This window comes from Pseudomonas sp. NPDC089996, assembly GCF_044748405.1.
In the GTDB taxonomy this organism is placed as follows: Bacteria; Pseudomonadota; Gammaproteobacteria; order Pseudomonadales; family Pseudomonadaceae; genus Aquipseudomonas.
In genome coordinates, this window is the sequence record NZ_JBIVGA010000012.1 from 100,974 (window position 1) to 114,661 (window position 13,688).

General features: G+C 63.0%; 17 protein-coding genes. 8 read left to right on the top strand and 9 right to left on the bottom strand.

The genetic code is table 11. From position 1 onward, the window contains the following. Positions 1-3: 3 nt before the first annotated feature. From ACIPW4_RS20570 to ACIPW4_RS20580, 3 genes are all read right to left on the bottom strand, one after another. Entirely contained in the window at positions 4-948 is a 945-nt protein-coding gene (locus ACIPW4_RS20570) for a FecR domain-containing protein (protein WP_400661012.1), read from the bottom strand. Next, on the bottom strand, positions 948-1,457 hold the full coding sequence (locus ACIPW4_RS20575) for a sigma-70 family RNA polymerase sigma factor (RefSeq protein WP_400661014.1): 510 nt from the start codon (positions 1,455-1,457) through the stop codon (positions 948-950). Before ACIPW4_RS20575 ends, ACIPW4_RS20570 begins: the two co-directional genes overlap by 1 nt. 127 nt (positions 1,458-1,584) lie before the next feature. Then, positions 1,585-2,754, bottom strand: coding sequence for an MFS transporter (locus ACIPW4_RS20580; RefSeq protein WP_400661015.1), 1,170 nt, complete (start codon positions 2,752-2,754; stop codon positions 1,585-1,587). Positions 2,755-2,850: 96 nt separating this feature from the next. Here ACIPW4_RS20580 and ACIPW4_RS20585 point away from each other — a divergent pair, with 96 nt between their 5' ends. Together ACIPW4_RS20585 and ACIPW4_RS20590 are read left to right on the top strand one after the other, a co-directional pair. Beyond that, positions 2,851-3,762, top strand: coding sequence for a LysR family transcriptional regulator (locus tag ACIPW4_RS20585; protein WP_400661017.1), 912 nt, complete (start codon positions 2,851-2,853; stop codon positions 3,760-3,762). Positions 3,763-3,980: 218 nt separating this feature from the next. Further along, on the top strand, positions 3,981-4,958 hold the full coding sequence (locus tag ACIPW4_RS20590) for a D-2-hydroxyacid dehydrogenase family protein (protein ID WP_400661018.1): 978 nt from the start codon (positions 3,981-3,983) through the stop codon (positions 4,956-4,958). A 29-nt stretch (positions 4,959-4,987) separates the two neighbouring features. On the opposite strand, the gene ACIPW4_RS20595 is transcribed toward ACIPW4_RS20590, so the two are convergent. Continuing rightward, entirely contained in the window at positions 4,988-5,350 is a 363-nt protein-coding gene (locus tag ACIPW4_RS20595) for a hypothetical protein (RefSeq protein ID WP_400661020.1), read from the bottom strand. A gap of 168 nt (positions 5,351-5,518) precedes the next feature. Between ACIPW4_RS20595 and ACIPW4_RS20600 the strand changes: the two genes are divergently transcribed. From ACIPW4_RS20600 to ACIPW4_RS20610, 3 genes are all read left to right on the top strand, one after another. Then, a complete protein-coding gene (locus ACIPW4_RS20600; protein WP_400661022.1) occupies positions 5,519-6,001 on the top strand; it encodes a cell division protein in 483 nt (160 codons plus the stop codon). Then, entirely contained in the window at positions 5,994-6,128 is a 135-nt protein-coding gene (locus tag ACIPW4_RS20605) for a hypothetical protein (protein WP_400661023.1), read from the top strand. Before ACIPW4_RS20600 ends, ACIPW4_RS20605 begins: the two co-directional genes overlap by 8 nt. 70 nt (positions 6,129-6,198) lie before the next feature. Further along, on the top strand, positions 6,199-6,525 hold the full coding sequence (locus tag ACIPW4_RS20610; protein WP_400661024.1) for a YceK/YidQ family lipoprotein: 327 nt from the start codon (positions 6,199-6,201) through the stop codon (positions 6,523-6,525). Positions 6,526-6,542: 17 nt separating this feature from the next. Here the strand turns inward: ACIPW4_RS20610 and ACIPW4_RS20615 are convergent, their stop codons facing one another. Beyond that, a complete protein-coding gene (locus ACIPW4_RS20615) occupies positions 6,543-7,163 on the bottom strand; it encodes a LysE family translocator (protein WP_400661026.1) in 621 nt (206 codons plus the stop codon). Positions 7,164-7,252: 89 nt separating this feature from the next. On the opposite strand from ACIPW4_RS20615, the gene ACIPW4_RS20620 reads away from it, so the two are divergent. Next, positions 7,253-8,254, top strand: coding sequence for a 5'-nucleotidase (locus tag ACIPW4_RS20620; RefSeq protein WP_400661027.1), 1,002 nt, complete (start codon positions 7,253-7,255; stop codon positions 8,252-8,254). On the opposite strand, the gene ACIPW4_RS20625 is transcribed toward ACIPW4_RS20620, so the two are convergent. Both ACIPW4_RS20625 and trbK read right to left on the bottom strand, forming a co-directional pair. Continuing rightward, the gene (locus ACIPW4_RS20625) at positions 8,223-9,416 is read right to left on the bottom strand and encodes an ATP-binding protein (RefSeq protein WP_400661029.1); all 1,194 of its coding nucleotides are present in this window, start codon (positions 9,414-9,416) and stop codon (positions 8,223-8,225) included. The genes ACIPW4_RS20620 and ACIPW4_RS20625 overlap by 32 nt on opposite strands. A gap of 135 nt (positions 9,417-9,551) precedes the next feature. Further along, positions 9,552-9,731: an entry exclusion lipoprotein TrbK gene (trbK, locus tag ACIPW4_RS20630; protein WP_400661030.1), complete on the bottom strand. Its 180-nt coding sequence runs from the start codon at positions 9,729-9,731 to the stop codon at positions 9,552-9,554. Positions 9,732-9,856: 125 nt separating this feature from the next. Between trbK and ACIPW4_RS20635 the strand changes: the two genes are divergently transcribed. Together ACIPW4_RS20635 and gstA are read left to right on the top strand one after the other, a co-directional pair. Continuing rightward, the gene (locus tag ACIPW4_RS20635; protein WP_400661032.1) at positions 9,857-10,627 is read left to right on the top strand and encodes an SDR family NAD(P)-dependent oxidoreductase; all 771 of its coding nucleotides are present in this window, start codon (positions 9,857-9,859) and stop codon (positions 10,625-10,627) included. Positions 10,628-11,327: 700 nt separating this feature from the next. After that, the gene (gene gstA / locus ACIPW4_RS20640; RefSeq protein ID WP_400661034.1) at positions 11,328-11,933 is read left to right on the top strand and encodes a glutathione transferase GstA; all 606 of its coding nucleotides are present in this window, start codon (positions 11,328-11,330) and stop codon (positions 11,931-11,933) included. Between the two features lie 94 nt (positions 11,934-12,027). Here the strand turns inward: gstA and ACIPW4_RS20645 are convergent, their stop codons facing one another. Continuing rightward, positions 12,028-12,624 (bottom strand): TetR/AcrR family transcriptional regulator, encoded by a 597-nt coding sequence (locus tag ACIPW4_RS20645; protein WP_400661035.1) that lies wholly within the window; start codon positions 12,622-12,624, stop codon positions 12,028-12,030. Continuing rightward, positions 12,621-13,244, bottom strand: coding sequence for an NAD(P)H-dependent oxidoreductase (locus ACIPW4_RS20650; protein ID WP_400661037.1), 624 nt, complete (start codon positions 13,242-13,244; stop codon positions 12,621-12,623). The genes ACIPW4_RS20645 and ACIPW4_RS20650 overlap by 4 nt, the downstream gene beginning before the upstream one ends. Positions 13,245-13,688 lie beyond the last annotated feature (444 nt).

Sequence of the window (13,688 nt, forward strand, 5' to 3'; positions counted from 1 at the left end):
GCCTCAAACACGATTTTCTCGCGGGGCCAGGGTGACCCAGTAGCGCGTACGCGCCTGCACTTCGAGCGGCAGGCTGGCGGCCAGCAGCGCCAGCACCCGGTCGGTGTCGTCGAGCCGGAACGTGCCGGTGACCCGCAGGCGTTCAAGCTCCGGCGCCCAGCGCAGCAGGCCGGGGCGGTACCTGCGCAGCTCGCGCAGCAGGTCGCCCAGAGGCCGGTCGTCCAGGCGTAGCACACCGTCGCGCCAGCCCAGTAGGAGTTCATCCACGGGCGTGACCGGGCCTGCCCCGCTGGCGCTCAAGCTGGCCTGTTGACCGGCCTGCAGCACCAGCGGGCTGCCATGCAACGGCTGCAAGGTCGCGAAACCGTTGGCCACCGAAACCCGGCACGCCTGGTCGAACAGGCGCACGCAAACCTCGGCACCACTGACCTGCACCTGCCCATACGGCACCTGCAGCGCCAGGCTGACTGCTTCGGGTACGGCGACCGCCACCTCGCCACGCAGCAGTTTCACGCGCCGGTTCGCGAGGTCGATATCGACGGCGCTGTCGGTGTTCAGCTGCAAGGTGGTACCGTCGCTCAGCACCCGCTGCCGGCGCTCGCCAACCGCCGTGTGCACGTCGGCGGTCCAGGCATCCAGCGGCAATTGCCGGCTCAGCAGCCAGGCCGTCGGTAACAGGGCGGCCACGCCCAGGGCCTGCTTGAGCAAGGCGCGGCGGTTGGCATCCGGGCGGTCGAGGGTGGCCATGGCCAACTCGGTGGGCAATTGCGAGAAACGTTGGCGCAGCAGCTGCGCCTTTTGCCAGGCGTTCTCGTGCAGGCTGCTGCTGGCACGCCATTGCGCCAGGTGCTGGAGGTCACGCTGGCTGGCCTGGCCGGACTCCAGCAGCGCCAGCCAGCGCGCTGCGGCGCGGACCACTTCGCGGGCTTCGGTGGAGGGTGTGGCCATTACAAGTCCGCCAACAGGCAGTGTTCGTAAGCTTGCGCCATGTAGCGCTTGATGGTGCGTTCGGAGACCGCGAGGCGTTCGGCGATTTCGCTGTAGCCCAGGCCTTCCAACTGGCTCCATAGAAAGGCCTTGCGCACCGGGGCCTTGAGGCCGTCGAGCAGCTCATCCAGTGCTTGCAGGGTTTCCAGCAGGATCCAGCGCTGCTCCGGCGACGGCAGGCTTTGCTCGGGCAGCTGCGCCAGCGCGTCAAGATAGGCCTGCTCCAGGCTGCGGCGCTTGTGGAAGTTGCTCAGCAGGCGCTTGCCCACCGTCAGCAGGTAGGCGCGGGGCTCGCGGATATCGGCCAGCGGCTGGGCGCTGGTGAGTACCTTGAGGAAGGTGTCCTGGCTCAGGTCGGCGGCATCCCAGGCGTTGCCCATGCGGCGACGCAGCCAGGCCTCCAGCCAGCCGCGGTGGTCGCGGTACAGGGCAGGCAGGCTGTGCTGTGGGGGCGGTGCGGCATCGATCATGGCAGAGTCTGCGACAGAGTAAATGGGAGTGATTCTAATTTACTGTGATTACAGATCCAAGAAGGAGTTGGGGCTGAAAGGTGATTGCCTTGGGTTTTACAGGGCAAGCACCTGCCAGCCACACCACCTATGCCACGGCCCGCGCGCCCACCGCCACCGGGCGCCTACGCCAGGCCAGCGTCAACACCAGCCCCAACCCAGCCATCGCCGCCCCGGCAAAGGATACTGCGGAGTAACCCATCCCGGCATTGATCACCGCGCCTCCCAACGCCGCACCAATCGCGTTCCCCAGGTTGAACGCACCGATATTCACCGCCGACGCCAGGTTGGGCGCATCCTTGGCCGCGTCCATCACACGCATCTGCAGCGGCGGCACCAGGGCGAAGCTGGCGATGCCCCAGACCAGAATCGCCAGCGCCGTCGGTAGCGACCAGCCGAGCATCGCCGGCAACACCAGCAGCACCGCAATCAGCACCAGCAACGACACGATCAAGGTCCGGTCGACCGAGCGATCCGCCGCCTTGCCACCCCACACATTGCCCAGGGTCAGGCCGACACCGAACAGCACCAGCATGGCCGTTATAAAGGTGGTGGATGCCTGGGCCTGGCTGTGCAATATCGGCGCAATGTAGGTGAACACTGTGAACATCGCGCTGGAGCCGACCACGGTCAGCGTCAGCGCTGCCAGCACCGGCCCGCGTCCCAGCACACGAATCTCGGCCATCACGCCGGCGCTCCTGGGCAGCGGCACATTGGGCAGCGCGAACCACAACGAGGCCATCGCCACCAGTCCCAGGCCGGCTATGCCCCAGAACGCAGTGCGCCAGCCGAGCAGTTCACCGAACCAGGTAGCCAGCGGTACACCGCCAATGGTGGCCAGGGTGAGGCCCATGAACATCGCCGCCACTGCCCCTGCACGTTTCTCGGGCGGTACCACGCTGGCCGCCACCACCGAGCCGACGCCAAAGAACGCGCCGTGGTTGAGCGACGTCACCACACGGGCGACAAGCAAGCTCTGGTAGTCGGTGGCCAGCGCCGACAGCAGATTGCCCAGGGTGAAGATGGCCATCAGCCCGATCAGCAGGTAGCGCCGCGGGACCTTGCCGGTGGCCAGGGTCATCAATGGGGCACCGATCAGCACGCCTAAGGCATAAGCACTGACCAACAAGCCGGCAGCCGGGATCGATACACCGAGATCGGCGGCGATGCCGGGCAACATGCCCATGGGGGCGAACTCGGTGACACCGATGCCGAAGGCACCGATGGCAAGTGCCACGAGAGGGGGATTGATACGCATGGAAAAGGCTCCTTATCTATGACGCAAATGCTACGATCCAGCCTTTGAATGCACTAGACCGGTTTTCCGGCAATCACCTTTGCGCTGGAGGCACAGATGGACTACAACGGGCGATCCGGAGAGATGGAGGTGTTTGCCAGGGTGGTGGATGAGGGCAGCCTGTCCGCCGCCGCGCGCCTGCTGGGCCTGACGCCTTCGGCGGTGAGCCGCATCATCGCCCGCGCCGAACATCGTCTGGGCGCGCGCCTGTTGTTGCGCACCACCCGGGCGATCACCCTGACCACCGAAGGCGAGGCCTACCTGCGCGGGGCGCGGCGCATCCTGGCGGACATGCACGAAGTCGAAGAGGCAATCACCGACCAGGGCGTGCCGCGCGGGCGGCTGCGGGTCAGTGCGGCGCTGGGGCATGGGCGGCAGACCGTAGTGCCGTTGCTGACGGCGTTCAGCGCCCTTTACCCGCAGGTACTGGTGGACCTGTCGCTGAGTGATGAAATCGTCGATATCCATGGCGGCCAGGCCGATGTGGCGCTGCGCTTTGGCCAGTTGCCGGACAGTTCGCTGAGTGCACGGTGCATCGGCCATACGGGCCAGGTGGTGGTGGCTTCGCGTGAATACCTTGCGCGCTGGGGTACACCCCAGGTTCCGGAGGACCTGGCGCAGCACAATTGCCTGCGCTTCAACTTTCGCAGGGCAACGACGGACTGGCCGTTTCGCCGGGCGGGGGAAGATTTTTCACTGAAGGTGACGGGGAATATCGAATGCAGCAGCGGGGAGGCGCTGGCACAACTGGCCAGGCTGGGGGCGGGGGTGGCGCGGATCGGCACCTTTACCGTAGCCGATGAGCTGAAGAACGGCCAACTGGTGGCACTGCTGGAGGACTACAACCCGGGCGACCGCGAGCCGTTGCATGCAGTGTTCGTCGGTGGGCCGACGATGCCGGCGCGTGTGCGGGTGTTCGTCGACTTTCTGGTGGAGCACCACCAAGGCTGGCCACTGAACTCACGTTGACACGTACGCCTCTGTGGGAGCGGCCTTGCGTCGCGAAAGGGCCGCAAAGCGGCCCCAGCCCTATCCGAGTTCACGCCAATATCCGGGGACTGCTGCGCAGCCCTTTCGCGACACAAGGCCGCTCCCACAGAAACCGCGAACGTGTTGTCTGTCACCATTGACCTCGCTGATACCGAACAGTAAACCTACGCAGACTCACCACCACCAGGGCCGCCCCCATGCGCATTGCCATTCCCGACGACTATCAAGACGTGATCCGCTCGCTCGACTGCTTCCAGCGCCTGGCCGGGCATGAAGTGAACGTGTTTCACGACAAGCAGCCCGCCTCGCTGGATGAGCTGGCCGCACGCTTCGCCGACGCCGATGCCCTGGTACTGACCCGCGAGCGCACGCGCATCGATGCCGCCCTGCTCGACCGGTTGCCGAACCTCAAGCTGATCAGCCAGACCGGCAAGGTCGCCGGCCACCTCGACCTCGAGGCCTGTACGGCGCGCGGCATCGTCGTCACCGAAGGCCGCGGCTCGCCGGTAGCGCCGGCTGAGCTGGCCTGGACGCTGATCCTCAACGCGCGCCGTCAGCTGGTGCCCGCGATCGAAGCCTTCAAGCAGGGCCAGTGGCAGGTCAACCTGGGCCAGGCAGTGGCCGGCCAGGTGCTGGGGGTCTGGGGCTACGGCAAGATCGGCCAGCGCCTGGCGCGCTATGCCCAGGCATTCGAAATGCCGGTGCTGGTGTGGGGCAGTGAGAGCAGCCGCGCAGCGGCCGAAGCGGACGGGCACAGGGCGGCGATATCGCGCGAGGCATTTTTCGCCGAGGCGGATATCGTCAGCCTGAACCTGAGGCTGTCAGCTACAACGCGCCATCGGGTGACCTTCGAAGACCTCTCGCGAATGAAACCCGATGCCCTCCTCGTCAACGTCAGCCGCGCCGAACTGATTGCACCTGGTGCGCTGCTTCAGGCGCTGGATGCTGGCAGGCCGGGCTTTGCTGCGGTGGATGTATTCGAGCACGAGCCGATACTCGAGCCGAACCACCCCCTGCTCAACCACCCACGGGTGCTCAGCACCCCGCATCTTGGCTATGTGGAAAAGAACGGCTACGAGCTGTACTTCGGCGATGCCTTCGACAATGTGCTGGCATTTGCCGAAGGGGCACCGAGCAATGTCGCCAATCCGCAAGCTTTGAAATTGCAGCGCTGACACGGCCTGTCCTGATCGGTGCGCTGCGGTCATCTGGGTTGCGGATGCTCGCTGGACACCGAATTGTTGGCCTGCACATCTTTCATCTCTTCCTCGACCGGTGCCTCGTCGTCGCCCGACAGCGGCACCTCGACATTCTCCCGCGTAGGGGGCTGATCATGGGTGCGCGCGGTGCCGTTATCGCGCTCGCGCTGAGCGTCTTGATCGGACCCTGGATTGCCTGGAGGCGGGTCCCAGTCTTCAGGGCGCTTTTCAGACCATGCTTCGCCCACACCTTGTTTCGGTTCCGATGGGGCCTTCTCAAGCCCGGAGTCATGGCCTGTGCCGGTGTCGGGAGTGCCAGCTGCAGGGCCGGGGTATGCGGCATCAGGGCCATTGTGATCGATCGCCATGGTTGATCTCCAGTCTGCGATGCAGTGGATCTGCACCTGTAACTCAGAGCTTATGCATCGCCCGCAGGTGCCTCTGCTTCGACCGGTGGCACAAAATGACAGCGCCTACGACCGTTAGCGTAATTCAAGGTACACTGCCGGCCGTCATGGAAGCCGACAGGACAAGGAATGCTCCGCTCTTCTACTGCGCAACCTGGTGTGCGCCGCGCAATGGTGCGCTGGCTGCAAGCCGCAGCGCTGATGCACCTGCTGATTGGCCTGGGCCTAACCTGGGCTGGCCAAAGCCCGCTGCTGGGCAACTACCAACTGAGCATCGAACAGGCCTTCTGGGGCCACGCGGCGCCAGCACCTGCCCGCGAACAACAGGTGTGGTGGCTCGCGCTGTTCGGCGCCACCCTGCAAAGCTACTCACTGTACATGCTCGGCCTGATCCAGCTGGGCGACCGCCTGCGCAGCCACAGCGCCTGGGCCTGGCTGGCGCTGGGCATCGTGCTGTGGGCACCGCAGGACATGGTGGTGTCACAGCAGGCCGGGATGTGGTCGCACTTGGTCATCGATGGCCTTGCCCTGCTCGCTCTGCTGCCGCCCTTGCTGTGGCTGTACCGCCATGACCGCCCCACCTCCGCTTTGAAAGGACTTGAACGTGGCTGATCTGCCGATCCTGACCTGGGCCCTCAACCTGCTGCTGATCCAAGGTCTGCTGGGCGCGCTGGACACCCTTTACCACCATGAACTCACCGTGGCCCTGCCCCAGCGCTACAGTTGCTGCCACAGGTGAGCAGTGAGTGGCTGGGGCGCGAGGTGCAGTATCGGGATGGGGAACTGCGATTGGTTGAGGGGCAGCACTGATGAACGACAAGGCAGGCGTGACGAAGCTTGTGAAAAGGGTTGCCAAGTGCCTGGTGTTAGCCCTGCAGCTGCTGTCGAGTGGCTGCTGGAGTACGCTCGCTCACCTCGATGGCGAGCGCTGTGTGTATCCGGGCACGCGCTTTGGCTGGAACTTTGCTACCCGCAACGGCGCTGGCGGCTTGGTTGGCCTGATCGACGTGCCCTTCTCCTTCGCGCTGGATACAGTGTTGCTGCCTTATGACCTGACCGCGTTTCTGCCCGAGGACATGGGTGGAGATCACCGGGAATGCAACCTGGATGGCTCGTTCAACGTGCTCGTGATGTAGCACACTGCGCTTGACGCCTATCGCTTGCCCAGCGCCAGCCGCGCCGCGAACAGCACGAATACCAGGCCGGTCGCACGGTCCATCCAGCGGATCACGCTGTCCCGACGCAACAGCCCGGCCAACGGCTGAGTCGCGCCAATCAGCAACATTGCCCACAGCAGGCCGAGCACCACGTGGATGCTGACCAGGCCAAAGGTCCAGGCCACCAGTGGCTGGCCCTGGGGTATGAACTGGGGCAGGAACGACACGTAGAAGATCCCGACCTTGGGGTTGAGCAGGTTGCCCAGCATGCCCTTGAGGAACCAGTTGGCCGAAGGCTGGCCATCCGCTGCAGCGGGTGCCAGCGCTTGGCGCGGGCGCAGCAGCATGTTGACGCCAAGCCAGGCCAGGTAGGCCGCCCCGCAGTACTTGAGGATGTTGTAGGCAAGTTCCGATACGGCGATCAATGCGCCCAGGCCGAAGGCGACGGCTGCGCCCCACAGCAGGCAGCCGGCGTTGATGCCCAGGGCGGCGCGCAGGCCTTGCTTGCGACCTTCGACCGTGGCGGTCCGCAGAATCAGGGCAGTGTCCAGACCTGGCGTCAAGGTCAGCAGCGTGGCGGCCAGGGTGAAGGCAATCAGGTTGTCGACGATGGGCATGGTGGTTCGGGCCTTGATAGAACTCGGGCGCAGATTAACATGGCGTTGGCTATGATGGTGGCTGGTTCCCGCATCGCTCAGGAAAGCCCATGCCCTACCCTATCGAACAGAAACTCGTCGTCGGCGTCGCCTCCAGCGCCCTGTTCGACCTGACCGTCTCCGACAGCATCTACCAGGCCGAAGGTGTCGAGGCCTATCGCCTGCACCAGGAAGAAAACCTCGATGTGCCGTTCCCCAAGGGCGTGGCCTTCCCGTTCATCCGCCGCTTCCTGAGCATCAACAAGGCCTTCCCCGAGCAATTGCCGGTGGAGGTGGTACTGCTGTCGCGCAACTCGCCGGAAACCGGCCTGCGAGTGTTCCGCTCGATCAACCATTACGACCTGGACATCACGCGCGCGGCATTCATGTCTGGCCGTTCGCCGTACGAGTACATTCCCGCCTTCAACGCCTCGCTGTTCCTCAGCGCCCATGAGGGCGATGTGCAGCGCGCGATCGACGCTGACTACCCGGCAGGCCTGGTGCTGCCGACGAAGATCTACGATGACGAGATCGACACCGAGCTGCGGGTGGCCTTCGACTTCGATGGCGTGATTGCCGATGATGAGGCAGAGAGCGTGTACAAGCAGCGCCTGAACCTGGATGAATTTCAGGCCCATGAGCGCGATCGCAAGGCTATTCCACACCAGCCGGGGCCGCTGGCGGACCTGTATCGCAAGCTATCGCTGATTCGCAAGCTGGAAGACCGCAAGTTGGCGCAAGACCCTGAGTACAAGCGGGTCTTGCGCATCGCCATCGTCACCGCGCGCAATGCGCCGGCCCATGAGCGGGTGGTGACGACGCTAAAGGACTGGGGCGTTTCGCCGGATGAATCGTTCTTCCTCGGTGGCATGGAAAAGGACCGGGTGCTTTCGATCCTCAAGCCGCATATGTTCTTCGATGACCAGCGCAGTCACCTGACGTCAGCGGCGGGGGATCTGCCAATGGTCCATATACCATTCGGCGTGGCGAACAAAGTGAAGCAGCACAGTGATGCCGAACCTCTGGCTACGACGAGTCCAGTTACACCATCTGCCAATCTTCGTCCGGCATGATACGGCGCATGAATTCATCGAAGAGCGGCACGGTAAATGCCGTGTCGCCGTGGTTCGGGCTGTAGATCATCCCTTTATCAATCAATGCACTGCGAAGCGGCGCAAGCGTTGAAACTTTCCGATCCAGCCTGACCGCGATGTCACCAGAGCGATGGGGACCTGGCCCCAGATCAGCCATACCACGCAGGTATTTCTTTTCCGCGAGCGTTAAACGGTCAAATCGGACGCGAAAGAAGCTTTCATCCAGCGTGGCAATGGCTTGCTCGGAAGCCGTTTCCACATCTGCTCGGGTAATAGGGCTCCGTTCGGCCACATCCCATGCGTGTTTGCCCCATTCCTGCAAAAAATAGGGATAACCCTGTGAATGTGCCAGAACGCTTTCCAGCGCCCCCTCTTCGAATGCCACGCCTTCATCTGCAGCCGGCTGCTCCACGGCGTACCTTGCGGCTTCTGCAGCCAGCGGACCGATTTCAGGGAAATCGAACAGCCGTTCTGCATAGGATTTTGCGTTCCCGCAGCGACCACGCAATTGCGGCAGGCCAGCACCCACCAGCGTCACCGGTAGCTGGCCCTGAGCGCAGCGATGCAAGGCCGTGATCAGCGCGGCCAGCTGGTCTTCGGCAACATACTGGAGCTCGTCGATGAACATCACCAGCGCGGTGTCTGCGCATTGCGCAGCTTTGCCGGCCTCTTCGAGCAACGTTGCCAGATCGCTTTCGAGATCACCGTTGTCAGCCAAACCCGGCTCAGGTTCCAGGTCCAGGCCCACTTCGATGTCCGCGTAGGTGACCTTCAGCGACTTGGCAAAACCCGCTAGCGCCCGAAGCCCCTGCTGAGCCAGCTCTCGGGCCGCTTCCACCCTGCTCAGACGAAGCAGTGCAAGGCGCAGCTGAGGCGCCAGCAATGCGGGAAGCGAGCGATTTTCCGGTGCTTCCATGCGTATCGCATGAACACCTTCAGCTTCGGCCTCGATACGCATTTTTTCCAGTAGCACGGTCTTGCCGACGCCGCGCAAACCGACCATCAACACACTTTTCGCAGCACGACCGCGGCGGATGCGCGCGATCGCGATGCTGACTTGCCTGCGCAGCGCATCGCGGCCGGCCAATGCTGGCGGTGGTGCACCGGCACCCGGTGAATAGGGATTAGCGATCGGGTCCATGGTTATACCGAAATTAGGGAAGTTATCTATTTTTCATAAACTAGCTAACTTTACTTGATTCGGCAACATGCAGCCTGTAGCCAACGGCGGACAGGTATCGATGCCGAAAGGTGTTTGAACATCTTGCAGCCCCCTTCATGGAGTCTGTCGAGGCATGCACTTCTCGACCAGCGTATCCCGGTTGGCATCGCTGGGGAGTGTCTTCAAACGGTCGGGCTGGCAGTGATCATCGGACACCACGTAGTGGGAAGCGTCGTCGCCACAGGCCGTCAGCAAGGCAGCGATGACAATCACAAGAAGGGATTTGCGAATCATCTGCTCACTCATTCCATTGACGGGCGCAGGTTTTGCAAAAGAAAGGACGCTTGCCAAAGGCGTAGCGCGTCACAAAGCGAGATCAATGCCAGACTGGAACTCATTTCACTCGCGAGAGGTACTGCATGAGCCTGATACCCGGCCTGAATGGCAAAGCCGATGTCCTGATAGGCGGCGCAAGCCGAGGCATCGGCCTGGCACTGTGTACGGCATTGTTGGCCCGCAGTGACGTGGCCAGGCTCTGGGCCGTTGCCCGCAACGCCAAAGGCAATGACGAACTCGCAGTACTCGCCAGGCATCACGGTGAGCGCCTGGTACTGATGGATTGCGACGCACGTGACGAACAGGCACTCGCGGCACTGGCAACCGAGCTCGGGCATACCTGCGATCACCTGCACCTGGTCATCAGCACGTTGGGCATCCTCCATCAGGACGGCGCCAAGGCCGAGAAATCTCTGGCACAGCTGGATCTCGCCAGCCTGCAGGCAAGTTTCGCAACCAATACCTTCGCGCCAATACTGCTGCTCAAGCATCTGTTGCCCTTGCTACGCACGCAGCCCGCCACCTTTGCGGCGCTGTCCGCCAGAGTGGGATCGATCGGCGATAACCGCCTGGGCGGCTGGTATAGCTATCGGGCCAGCAAGGCGGCGCTCAATCAGTTGCTGCACACGGCCAGCATCGAGCTGAGGCGCCTGAACCCGGCAGCCACCGTACTGGCGCTGCATCCGGGGACCACAGATACGCAGCTGTCGCGGCCGTTTCAAGGGAATGTGCCAGCGGGGAAACTGTTTGCGCCTGCGTTCGCGGCGCAATGTGTCATCGAGCAGGTGGGACGTTGGGGGCCCAAGGACAGCGGAGGGTTCCGGGCGTGGGATGGGCGAGCGATCGAATGGTGAACCCATCGCCCAACCCACTGCCCGCCAGCTCCACGCGTGAAGGCCGGTCTGGAAACCTGAGGCCAGTTTCAGCAGCTTGGTGTGAAAATGCTCGATGGCTGGAAAGGGGCAAACGCTTCGCGGGTCATCTCGGTTCTCCATCGGCTGCCAGGCACTGTTCGAAAAGTTTTGTACGGGCTGGCGCGGAACCTGTAGGAGCTGGCTTGCCTGCGATCGGCGGCGCAGCCGTCGTAAAAGCTGCCACTCATGTGTGCCTGAAACACCGCAAACACGGGTTGTACGACTGCTTCGCAGCCGATCGCAGGCAAGCCAGCTCCTACAGGTCAACGCAATACATTTGTGAGCAGCTTTTCGTACAAAGCCTAGTCGACCAGCTCAACATAACTGGACTCGCCCCCACCCTCTGCGCCGGACAACCAGCCCCAGACAACGTGCAGCGTAGTACGGCCGCTCGGGTCCTGGCCCACCTCTGCGCGCTACCAGCCAGCAAACAGCTCACCCTTGGCTGTTCTGACGCTGGGGACTTCCATCGCATTACCCTGGCGTGGAAAATCATGGATGAGCACTGATGGCGGCGCTGGTCACTTGCCTGGGGGCATCAGCTTGCGTGCAGTCCTGCTTTGGTGTCATAACCGGAGCGCTGCACAGCGCCACACCTCGCCAGCCTGTCCACGGCTGACCCGTTCAATGGGAGACAAACATGAAGCTCTTCTACTCGCCAGGTGCCTGTTCACTCTCACCGCACATCGTACTCAACGAACTGGACTTGCCCTGCACCGTCGAAAAGGTCGACCTCAAGAACCACACGACTGCCAGCGGCGCGGACTACTACACGATCAATGCCAAGGGCTATGTTCCCGCCCTGCAACTGGATAACGGCGAAGTCCTCACCGAGGGCCCGGCCATCGTCCAGTACCTTGCCGACCAGAAGCCCCAGGCCAACCTGCTGCCCCCTGCCGGCTCGCTGGAGCGTGCGCGGGTGCAGGAATGGCTGAACTTCATTGGCACCGAGGTGCACAAGACCCTTGCCGCCTTGTTCAACCCAGCCATCAGCCCGGAGGCCAAGAGCAAGACCATCGATACCTTCGGCAAACGCCTGGGCTTCGTGGAAAAGGCCTTGCAAGGCAAGGACTACCTGACCGGCCAGCACTTCAGCGTCGCCGATGCCTACCTGTTCACCATCGTCAACTGGGCGCCGATGCTGGGCGTCGACCTTTCCCCTTGGCCAACGGTGGTGCAGTTCCAGAAACGCGTCGCCAGCCGCCCGGCCGTGCAGAAAACCCTGCAGGCCGAAGGCCTGATCTGACCCGCGCCGGCCCCATCGCCGGCAAGCGCGGCTCCCACGGGAATGTCACCAGCCTGCAGAGCTGCGCTTACCGTGGGGGCCATCTGGGGGGGGGTTAGCTGCGCTGAACGACTTCCAGAAGCGTGAGTCGCAACGCCTCCTTTGCCTGATCTGCAGTGATGTCGCCTACCACGGCAGCATCCGACACTGCATCTGCAGCCCCCAGCACCGCCCAGAGGCTGGCGCTGGAAACGCCGTCGGGCCCGGCGAAAGGCGCAAAGATCTCGGCGCACTTCCCGATCAGGGCGTATTGATAGTGGCGTTTGACCTTGGCCAATTCCGGCGAGCCGCTCAGGGCGGCAAGGACGCCGTGGATCTCGCGGCCCTGGGTCATCACACAATCGACATAGGCGCTGGCGAACACCCCAGCCTTGTCCTGCAAGGTAGGTTCAGCAGCAGCGACAGCGGTATCGAAGAGGGCTGTCTGGCGAATGTCGTAGTCTTCGTACAATGCGGCCAGCAAGCCTTCGCGGGTGCCAAAGTGATCGTAGACCACCGGCTTGGTGACGCCTGCCGCCTCGGCCAGGCGACCCAGCGTGAGCGCGTCAGTTCCCTCGTCACCGATCAACGCCCAGGAAACTTCCAGCAACTGGCGGGCGCGTGCTTCTCGGGTCAGGCGTCGGCGCGAAGGCTCGTGAGTTGGCGAGGTCATGCGCCGGATTGTCCCACTGTGCCCTGCACCTGGGAAGCGAAGATGCTGGCACCGATGGTGTGCGCGGTGTCCAGATGCGCCTGCGGGTAGTCACCCTCCGTGGAGAGCAGCATGGAGGAACTGCGCACCGTCGCGCCGCAGTAGTCAAAAATGCCGTGGTCGATCTGGGCCTTCATGGCCGATGCGTAGCCGTGTCGCTGATAGGTGCCCTCATCGGCCCCACCGATGGCCACCAGATGTACCTGCAAGTGCTGCAACTTCTTCACCACCTTGCCTTCGCTGCTTTCCTCATAGGCCCAGCCTTGAGCGAACACGCGGTCGATCCAACCCTTGAGCACGGCGGGGAAAGACCACCAATAGATGGGGTAGACCAGGACTAGGGCGTCAGCACGGTCCAGTCGTGCCTGTTCAGCTGCCACGTCAGCGGGCGGTGCAGACTGCTTCAGAAACAGCGCCTGGTCTACCAGGCTGAAACGCGGATCGAAGCCCTCGGCAATCAGGTCGACGAGTTCTGCGCTGTGCTGCGGGCGAGAGGCGGTGATGCTGCGAGAGATGTGTTGGGCAATGGTATGGGTCAATGAATTGGGGTCGGGGTGGGCGACCACGATGAGACTGTGCATGGTTGGCTCTCCGGTCAGGCTATTCAATCAATCGCAAGCGGCGTCCTATGTACCAAAAGTAACCTACCAAAAGTAACTTGTCGAGCACGGCTCTGCCAGCTGGCATTGATGCTCCAATATCAATAACGTTGAACGTCACATTGGATTGGCCCTTCTGGAAAGCCCCCTTAGGACTGGTTTCGTGAGCGCGATGCGCACTCTGTGGGAGCGGGCGTGCCCGCGAACACCGGCGCAGCCGGTGCCAGGCACCGCGTTGGATTCTTCGCGGGCACGCCCGCTCCCACAAAGATTGCTGCCCGGCTCACCGGCAGCAACGGGTCGCTACGGTCTCCCCGCATGGCGGCTTTCGACCCATATCAGCCTTTCGCGAACACGTACAGGATCGCCAAGACGTTCAGCAGGGGGAAGCGGTAGCGTCTTTTCATTCCGTCTCCGGAGAATTTT

Bases quoted from the DNA above. Each gene is read 5' to 3' on its own strand.
- ACIPW4_RS20570 (WP_400661012.1), bottom strand. From the start codon at position 948: ATGGCCACACCCTCCACCGAAGCCCGCGAAGTGGTCCGCGCCGCAGCG.
- ACIPW4_RS20575 (WP_400661014.1), bottom strand. From the start codon at position 1,457: ATGATCGATGCCGCACCGCCCCCACAGCACAGCCTGCCTGCCCTGTAC.
- ACIPW4_RS20580 (WP_400661015.1), bottom strand. From the start codon at position 2,754: ATGCGTATCAATCCCCCTCTCGTGGCACTTGCCATCGGTGCCTTCGGC.
- ACIPW4_RS20585 (WP_400661017.1), top strand. From the start codon at position 2,851: ATGGACTACAACGGGCGATCCGGAGAGATGGAGGTGTTTGCCAGGGTG.
- ACIPW4_RS20590 (WP_400661018.1), top strand. From the start codon at position 3,981: ATGCGCATTGCCATTCCCGACGACTATCAAGACGTGATCCGCTCGCTC.
- ACIPW4_RS20595 (WP_400661020.1), bottom strand. From the start codon at position 5,350: ATGGCGATCGATCACAATGGCCCTGATGCCGCATACCCCGGCCCTGCA.
- ACIPW4_RS20600 (WP_400661022.1), top strand. From the start codon at position 5,519: ATGCTCCGCTCTTCTACTGCGCAACCTGGTGTGCGCCGCGCAATGGTG.
- ACIPW4_RS20610 (WP_400661024.1), top strand. From the start codon at position 6,199: ATGAACGACAAGGCAGGCGTGACGAAGCTTGTGAAAAGGGTTGCCAAG.
- ACIPW4_RS20615 (WP_400661026.1), bottom strand. From the start codon at position 7,163: ATGCCCATCGTCGACAACCTGATTGCCTTCACCCTGGCCGCCACGCTG.
- ACIPW4_RS20620 (WP_400661027.1), top strand. From the start codon at position 7,253: ATGCCCTACCCTATCGAACAGAAACTCGTCGTCGGCGTCGCCTCCAGC.
- ACIPW4_RS20625 (WP_400661029.1), bottom strand. From the start codon at position 9,416: ATGGACCCGATCGCTAATCCCTATTCACCGGGTGCCGGTGCACCACCG.
- trbK (WP_400661030.1), bottom strand. From the start codon at position 9,731: ATGATTCGCAAATCCCTTCTTGTGATTGTCATCGCTGCCTTGCTGACG.
- ACIPW4_RS20635 (WP_400661032.1), top strand. From the start codon at position 9,857: ATGAGCCTGATACCCGGCCTGAATGGCAAAGCCGATGTCCTGATAGGC.
- gstA (WP_400661034.1), top strand. From the start codon at position 11,328: ATGAAGCTCTTCTACTCGCCAGGTGCCTGTTCACTCTCACCGCACATC.
- ACIPW4_RS20645 (WP_400661035.1), bottom strand. From the start codon at position 12,624: ATGACCTCGCCAACTCACGAGCCTTCGCGCCGACGCCTGACCCGAGAA.
- ACIPW4_RS20650 (WP_400661037.1), bottom strand. From the start codon at position 13,244: ATGCACAGTCTCATCGTGGTCGCCCACCCCGACCCCAATTCATTGACC.